This is a genomic window from Streptomyces phyllanthi (assembly GCF_009377205.1).
Taxonomy (GTDB): Bacteria; Actinomycetota; Actinomycetes; order Streptomycetales; family Streptomycetaceae; genus Streptomyces; species Streptomyces phyllanthi.
On sequence record NZ_VJZE01000478.1, the window covers coordinates 1 to 6,815 of the forward strand.

General features: G+C 69.7%; 8 protein-coding genes and 1 tRNA gene. 3 read left to right on the plus strand and 6 right to left on the minus strand.

What is annotated here, in order from left to right; all coding sequences use genetic code 11:
• Positions 1–2,418 (plus strand): transglycosylase domain-containing protein (locus FNH04_RS38535; RefSeq protein WP_407704175.1); only part of this gene is annotated, 2,418 nt, incomplete at its 5' end.
• A gap of 98 nt (positions 2,419–2,516) precedes the next feature.
• Here FNH04_RS38535 and FNH04_RS38540 read toward each other — a convergent pair.
• Complete coding sequence (locus FNH04_RS38540) at positions 2,517–2,858, minus strand: GroES family chaperonin (RefSeq protein ID WP_322725095.1); 342 nt, start codon at positions 2,856–2,858, stop codon at positions 2,517–2,519.
• Positions 2,859–2,969: 111 nt separating this feature from the next.
• Positions 2,970–3,299, minus strand: a complete 330-nt coding sequence (locus tag FNH04_RS38545) for a DUF3618 domain-containing protein (RefSeq protein ID WP_322725096.1) — start codon at positions 3,297–3,299, stop codon at positions 2,970–2,972.
• 238 nt (positions 3,300–3,537) lie between these two features.
• Between FNH04_RS38545 and bcp the strand changes: the two genes are divergently transcribed.
• Positions 3,538–4,005, plus strand: a complete 468-nt coding sequence (gene bcp / locus FNH04_RS38550; RefSeq protein WP_152790571.1) for a thioredoxin-dependent thiol peroxidase — start codon at positions 3,538–3,540, stop codon at positions 4,003–4,005.
• A 106-nt stretch (positions 4,006–4,111) separates the two neighbouring features.
• Positions 4,112–4,195 (plus strand) — tRNA-Leu (locus FNH04_RS38555).
• 52 nt (positions 4,196–4,247) lie between these two features.
• On the opposite strand, the gene rdgB is transcribed toward FNH04_RS38555, so the two are convergent.
• From rdgB to FNH04_RS38575, 4 genes are all read right to left on the minus strand, one after another.
• The gene (rdgB, locus tag FNH04_RS38560; RefSeq protein WP_152790573.1) at positions 4,248–4,850 is read right to left on the minus strand and encodes an RdgB/HAM1 family non-canonical purine NTP pyrophosphatase; all 603 of its coding nucleotides are present in this window, start codon (positions 4,848–4,850) and stop codon (positions 4,248–4,250) included.
• A 111-nt stretch (positions 4,851–4,961) separates the two neighbouring features.
• Positions 4,962–5,360, minus strand: coding sequence for a hypothetical protein (locus FNH04_RS38565; RefSeq protein WP_152790575.1), 399 nt, complete (start codon positions 5,358–5,360; stop codon positions 4,962–4,964).
• A 169-nt stretch (positions 5,361–5,529) separates the two neighbouring features.
• Positions 5,530–6,267, minus strand: a complete 738-nt coding sequence (gene rph, locus FNH04_RS38570) for a ribonuclease PH (RefSeq protein WP_152790577.1) — start codon at positions 6,265–6,267, stop codon at positions 5,530–5,532.
• A gap of 182 nt (positions 6,268–6,449) precedes the next feature.
• Complete coding sequence (locus FNH04_RS38575) at positions 6,450–6,683, minus strand: glucose PTS transporter subunit EIIB (protein ID WP_123989592.1); 234 nt, start codon at positions 6,681–6,683, stop codon at positions 6,450–6,452.
• Positions 6,684–6,815 lie beyond the last annotated feature (132 nt).

The window sequence follows — 6,815 nt, forward strand, 5'->3', positions numbered from 1 at the left end:
GACGAAGCCCCCGACGGGGCGCCAAGCGGCGTCCCGGCCGGTACTCCCTCCGACCCCTCCGACGGCAAGGCCGCCAAAGCCGAGCGTTCCAAGAAGGCCAAGCGCCACAAGCGCACCGGCTGGCGGCGGATCATCCCCACCTGGCGCATGGTGCTCGGCAGCTTCCTGCTCGGGACCCTGCTGCTGTTCGGCCTGTTCTTCCTGGGCTACTACCTCGTACCGATCCCGGCGGCGAACGAGCTGGCGACCAAGCAGAGCAACGTGTACCTGTACGCGGACGGCAGCCAGCTCGCCCGTGACGGCACGGTCAACCGGGAGAACGTGACCCTCGCGCAGATCTCCAAGGAAGCCCAGCACGCCGTCCTGGCCGCCGAGGACCGCGACTTCTACTCCGAGTCCGCCATCGACCCCAAGGCCATGCTCCGCGCCGCCTGGAACACCGCCACCGGCAAGGGCAAGCAGTCCGGCTCGACGATCACCCAGCAGTACGTGAAGAACTACTACCTGGGCCAGGAGCAGACCGTCACCCGCAAGGCGAAGGAGTTCTTCATCTCGATCAAGCTGGACCGGCAGGTGACCAAGGACCACATCCTCGAGGGCTACCTGAACACCAGCTTCTTCGGCCGCAGCGCCTACGGCATCCAGGCCGCCGCCCAGGCGTACTACGGCGTCGACGCCGACGAGCTGACCGCCGCCCAGGGCGCGTACCTCGCCTCCCTGCTGAACGCCCCGAGCTCGTACGACGTCATAGCCCACCCCGAGAACAAGAAGGCGGCCGTCGCCCGCTGGAACTACGTCCTCGACGGCATGGTCAAGGAGGGCTGGCTGACGGAGTCCGAGCGGGCGAAGGCTGAGTTCCCGACGCCGAAGCAGACCGTGACCTCGACGGGGATGTCCGGGCAGCGCGGCTACCTGGTCGAGGCGGTCAAGCAGTACCTGGACGAGAGCGGCGTCATCGACGAGGAGACCCTGCGCCAGGGCGGCTACCGCATCACGACCACCCTGCAGAAGAGCAAGCAGAACGCCTTCATCAAGGCCGTCGACGACAAGGTCATGGACCAGCTCGACAAGAAGAACCGCAAGGTCGACAACTACGTCCGCGTCGGCGGCGTCTCCATCGACCCGAAGACCGGCAAGGTGCTCGCCATGTACGGCGGCATCGACTTCACCAAGCAGTACTACAACAACGCGACACGCCGCGACTACCAGGTGGGATCCACCTTCAAGCCGTTCGTGTTCACCTCCGCCGTCCAGCACGACTCCGCCACCCAGAGCGGCTTCCCGATCACCCCGAACACGATCTACGACGGCACCAACAGGCGTCCCGTCCAGGGCTGGAGCGGCGCCGCCTACGCCCCCGAGAACGAGGACCAGGTCTCCTACGGCGACGTCACCGTCCGCCAGGCCACCGACAAGTCCGTGAACTCCGTGTACGCGCAGATGGCCGTCGACGTCGGCCCGCAGCGCGTCGAGCAGACCGCGATCGACCTCGGCCTGCCGAAGGACACCCCGGACATGGAGCCGTACCCGTCCATCGCCCTCGGCACGGCCACAGCGAGCGTGCTCGACATGGCGGAGGCGTACGCCACGCTCGCCAACCACGGCAAGCACGGCACGTACACGCTCGTCGCGAAGATCACCAAGGACGGCGAGGAGATCAACCTCCCCAAGCAGAACGTCGAGCAGGCCGTCACCCGTGAGGCGGCCGACACGACCACGTCCGTCCTGCGGTCCGTCGTCCAGAGCGGCACGGCCACGGAGGCCCTGGCCGCGGGCCGCCCGGCGGCCGGCAAGACCGGTACGGCCGAGGAGGACCAGGCGGCCTGGTTCGCGGGCTACACACCCGACCTCGCCACCGTGGTCTCCGTCATGGGCCAGGACCCCAAGACCGGCGCGCACAAGTCCCTGTACGGCGCCATGGGCCTGCCCCGTATCAACGGCGGCGGCGCGCCCGCGCAGATCTGGGCCCAGTTCACGAAGGACGCCCTGAAGAACAAGCCGGTCAAGGACTTCGACCTGGAGCTCCAGGAGGGCGCCGACGTCATCCAGGTCCCGCCCAGCCAGCCGGCCGACGAGCCCAGCACCCCTGACGACCAGGAGACCGACGGCTCCGGCGGCGACACCGACGGGCAGACGGGCGGCCAGGACACCGGCGGCAGCACGCCCAGCACACCGGGCACGGACGGCGGCACCACGACCGGCACCGACGGGGGCGCCACCAGCACCCCGCCCGCTACCAACGGCGGCACGGACGACGGTGGCACCACGGACGGCGGTGACATCGGCGGAGGAAACGGCGGCACCGACGACGGCGGCACCACTCAGGGTGCCGGCGGCAACACCGCCGGCACCCTGAGCTCCACGAGCTCGACCAGTTATACGAGCTCCACGAGCTCCACGAGGAGATCGAGCGGCTAGCGCGCGGCATACGAAAGGGGCTGGTGACGACAGTCACCAGCCCCTTTCCGCGACTTTCCGCGTCTGCGGGTGCGCGTCCAGTACTGCAGCGGTACTTACTAGAGGTACAGGCCCGTGGAGTCCTCGGATCCCTCGAACCGATCGGCCGCCACGGCGTGCAGGTCCCGCTCGCGCATCAGGACATATGCGGTCCCCCGGACCTCGACCTCGGCGCGGTCCTCGGGGTCGTACAGGACACGGTCGCCCGGCTCCACGGTCCGTACGTTCTGGCCGACCGCGACGACCTCGGCCCAGGCGAGGCGCCGGCCGACGGCCGCCGTCGCCGGGATCAGGATGCCCCCGCCGGAGCGCCGCTCGCCCTCGGTGGTGTCCTGCCGCACGAGCACACGGTCGTGCAGCATCCGGATGGGCAACTTGTCGTGCTGGGTCTTCTCGCTCACACCCCGAACCTACCTGCCTTCGCGCGGAGGACACGCGGGAGGGGCGCCTTCACGCCGTACGCACCCGGCCCGCGAGACCCGCACCCGGCCCGCGAGACCCGCGCCCGGGCCTCAGCCCCTGCGGCGCCGTGAGCCGAGGGCGAGCAGCCCCACGACTCCGACGGCCACGAGCGCGACCGGAACGATGCGCTCGAACCGGGGCGCGCCGTCCTCGCTCACCAGTTGCTCCTTGACGTCGCTGACGACGCGGTTGACACCGACGTACGCCCGACCGAGCGTGTGGTCGATGTGGGAGACCATCTTCGCCCTGGCGTCGCCGACGATGGTCTTCGGGTGCACCCGGGCGCCGATCTCGTCGAGCGTCTCGGCCAGCACCTCGCGGCGGCGCCTGATGTCCGCCTCGATCTGCGCCGGGGTTCTGGTGTCCGAGCTGTCCGCCACCGCGCTGCCTCCGTGGTCGCCGCGTCCATCAGCGGGCTTCGTCGCCCGCGGCCTGTTCACGGACAGTCTGTCAGCTCCGCCCGCGACCGGTCCGCCAGGACCCCCGTATACGCTCGGGACCGGCACGAGTTCTGTCCCTGTCCCGTCCCTGTTCCCGTCCCTGCTTTGCTTCTTACAGCTATACCGCTATGCCGCTATGCCGCTTCACACCGATGCACGTACGAGGAGACCGAGTCCGATGAGCGAGCGACTCCAGCCCGGCGACACCGCCCCCGCCTTCACCCTGCCGGACGCCGACGGCAACGAGGTGTCGCTGGCCGGCCACAAGGGCCGCAAGGTCATCGTCTACTTCTACCCGGCCGCCCTGACCCCGGGCTGCACGAAGCAGGCCTGCGACTTCACCGACAACCTGGAGCTCCTCGCGGGCGCCGGGTACGACGTCATCGGCATCTCCCCCGACAAGCCCGAGAAGCTGGCCAAGTTCCGCGAGAAGGAGTCCCTGAAGGTCACCCTCCTCGCCGACCCCGACAAGAAGGTCCTGGAGTCGTACGGCGCCTTCGGCGAGAAGAAGCTGTACGGCAAGGTCGTGACCGGAGTCATCCGCTCCACGGTGGTCGTGGACGAGGAGGGCAAGGTGGAACGGGCCCTGTACAACGTGAAGGCGACCGGCCACGTGGCGAAGATCATCAAGGATCTGGGGATCTGACGGCCCGTCCGGGGATTCGGCGGCCGGTGACGTCCGGTCCCACCGCGGGAGAACCCGGGGAGCGCGACTGCCGGACGGGCTCGCCGGGTAGCATGAGCCAGCGTCGGCGGCCGTGGTGGAACTGGCAGTCACGCTGGGTTTAGGTCCCAGTGGGGTAACACCCGTGAGGGTTCGAGTCCCTCCGGCCGCACGCCTGTGAATCGAGGGTCCACCCGGAACAGCCTCCGGGTGGACCCTCGTCGTCAGCCCAGCAGTTCCCGCACCACCGGCACCAGCGCCCGGAACGCCTTCCCCCGGTGGCTGATCGCGTTCTTCTCGTCGGAACTCAGCTCCGCGCAGGTCCGGGTCTCTCCCTCCGGCTGGAGGACCGGGTCGTAGCCGAAGCCGTTGGTGCCGACGGGGGCGTGGCGCAGGGTGCCCGGCAGCCGGCCCTCCACGACTCGTTCCGTGCCGTCCGGCAGGGCGAGGGCCGCGGCGCAGGCGAAGTGGGCGGCTCGGTGCTCGTCGGCGATGTCGGTGAGCTGGGCTAGGAGCAGCTCCAGGTTGGCCTTGTCGTCGCCGTGGCGGCCCGCCCAGCGGGCGGAGAAGATGCCGGGGGCGCCGTTCAGGACGTCCACGCACAGGCCGGAGTCGTCGGCGATCGTGGGAAGGCCCGTCGCCTGCGCCAGGGCGTGGGCCTTGAGCAGGGCGTTCTCGGCGAAGGTGACGCCGGTTTCCTTGACGTCGGGTACGTCGGGGTAGGCATCCGCGCCGACGAGCTCGTGCGGGAGCCCGGCGTCGGCGAGGATCGCCCTGAGCTCGGTGAGCTTTCCGGCGTTGCGGGTGGCGAGGATCAGGCGGGTCATGGCCACACAGTAGCGAGGGCCGAGAGGCACTCGGAGTGCACGGTCGCACCCCTGAAGCCCTCGGCCCTCTTACTCGGCCCTCTTACTCGGCCCTCTTACTGGAACGCCGCGTTACGGGGTGCAGACCTTCGTCAGTTCGCCCGCCGCGTCCGTGACCGGGCTGATGTCCGGGGTCTCGTCGCCGTTCTTGACGGAGTCGCGGACGTTGGTGATGGCCGTCTGGAGGTCGTCCACGGCCTTGCTGACGTCGGCGTTGTCGGTCTTGTCGTTGATCTCGCCCAGGTTCTTGTCGATGGAGTCGAGGGACTCCTCGAGCTGGGTCGGGTCGTTGGACGCGTTCTCGACCGCCTGCTGGAGGTCGGTGACGCTGTCGGCGATGGCGTCAGCGGTCTGGACGCAGTCCAGGGCCGTGTTGACGGCGTCGCAGCCGGTGGCGAGACCGGTCGTCAGCGCTACTGCTGCTACGGCGGCGGCGATGGTCGTACGACGTCGGCGGCGGCTCGCGGCCATGGAACTGTCCTCCTAGCGTTCAGGCCTGACGGCCCCCGGGCTGATGCGGTACGGATATGGCCGGGCGCACGGTGGTGTGCCGTACGCCCGTACCGGTAGGGACGCGAGGCGGGGCGCCGTGGTTGCGCGCCGCCCCACAGCTCGTCTTGGCGTGCCCTTGGTGAGTCCTTTACCTTTCCAGGACCGTATCAAGTGCCTTGCTCTGCAGTGTCGCCAGCTCCGTGCAGCCGCCCACGGCCAGGTCGAGCAGCGCGTTGAGCTCCTCGCGGGCGAACGGCTCGGCCTCCGCGGTGCCCTGGACCTCGACGAAGCGGCCGTCGCCGGTGCACACGACGTTCATGTCGGTGTCCGCCTTGACGTCCTCCTCGTAGCAGAGGTCGAGGAGCGGGACGCCGCCGACGATGCCCACCGACACCGCGGCGACCGTACCGGTCAGCGGCTGGCGTCCGGCCTTGACCAGCTTCTTGCCCCGCGCCCAGGTCACCGCGTCGGCCAGTGCCACATAGGCTCCCGTGATGGCCGCCGTACGCGTACCGCCGTCGGCCTGGAGGACGTCGCAGTCGAGAACGACGGTGTTCTCGCCGAGCGCCTTGTAGTCGACGACCGCGCGGAGCGAGCGGCCGATGAGGCGGGAGATCTCGTGCGTACGGCCGCCGATCCTGCCCCGGACGGACTCGCGGTCGCCGCGGGTGTTGGTGGAGCGGGGCAGCATCGAGTACTCCGCGGTGACCCAGCCCTCGCCGCTGCCCTTGCGCCAGCGGGGGACGCCCTCCGTGAAGGAGGCGGTGCAGAGAACCCTCGTGTCACCGAAGGAGACGAGGACGGAGCCCTCGGCATGCTTGCTCCAGCCGCGCTCGATGGTGACAGGGCGGAGCTGATCGGGCGTACGGCCGTCGATTCGAGACATGGCGACGAGCCTAGCCGTACCTGCGGAAGGGGCCCTCCCGCGGCGGGAGGAACCCCTGGGCCGGCAGCCGCGAAGGGCCCACTCCACGACGGGCGTGGGCGCACGTCACGACGGGCGTGGGCGCATGCCGCGCCGGGCGTGAGCGCATGCCGTGCCGGGCATGGGCGCATGCCGCGCCGGGCTCACATCATGTCTTCGATCTCCGCCGCGATGGGGTCCGCGTCCGTACCGATGACGACCTGGATCGCCGTGCCCATCTTGACCACACCGTGCGCACCGGCGGCCTTCAGCGCGGCCTCGTCGACCTTGCCGGCGTCCACGACCTCGGTCCGCAGGCGGGTGATGCAGCCCTCGACCTCTTCGATGTTCTCGATGCCGCCCAGCCCGGCAACGATCTTCTCAGCCTTGGTGGCCATGTCTTCTCTCCCTGATCCGAACCGCTTGTCGCGGTGACCCACAGTTGGCCGAGCTCCGGCAGCACAACCGTCCGACAACTGGTCTACACCACAGCAGGGACCCCCGCCAAGCCCGGAGACCCACCCCCGGCC

Coding starts and splice junctions, on each gene's coding strand:
- rph (WP_152790577.1), bottom strand. CDS start 6,267: ATGTCTCGAATCGACGGCCGTACGCCCGATCAGCTCCGCCCTGTCACC.
- bcp (WP_152790571.1), top strand. CDS start 3,538: ATGAGCGAGCGACTCCAGCCCGGCGACACCGCCCCCGCCTTCACCCTG.
- rdgB (WP_152790573.1), bottom strand. CDS start 4,850: ATGACCCGCCTGATCCTCGCCACCCGCAACGCCGGAAAGCTCACCGAG.
- FNH04_RS38575 (WP_123989592.1), bottom strand. CDS start 6,683: ATGGCCACCAAGGCTGAGAAGATCGTTGCCGGGCTGGGCGGCATCGAG.
- FNH04_RS38565 (WP_152790575.1), bottom strand. CDS start 5,360: ATGGCCGCGAGCCGCCGCCGACGTCGTACGACCATCGCCGCCGCCGTA.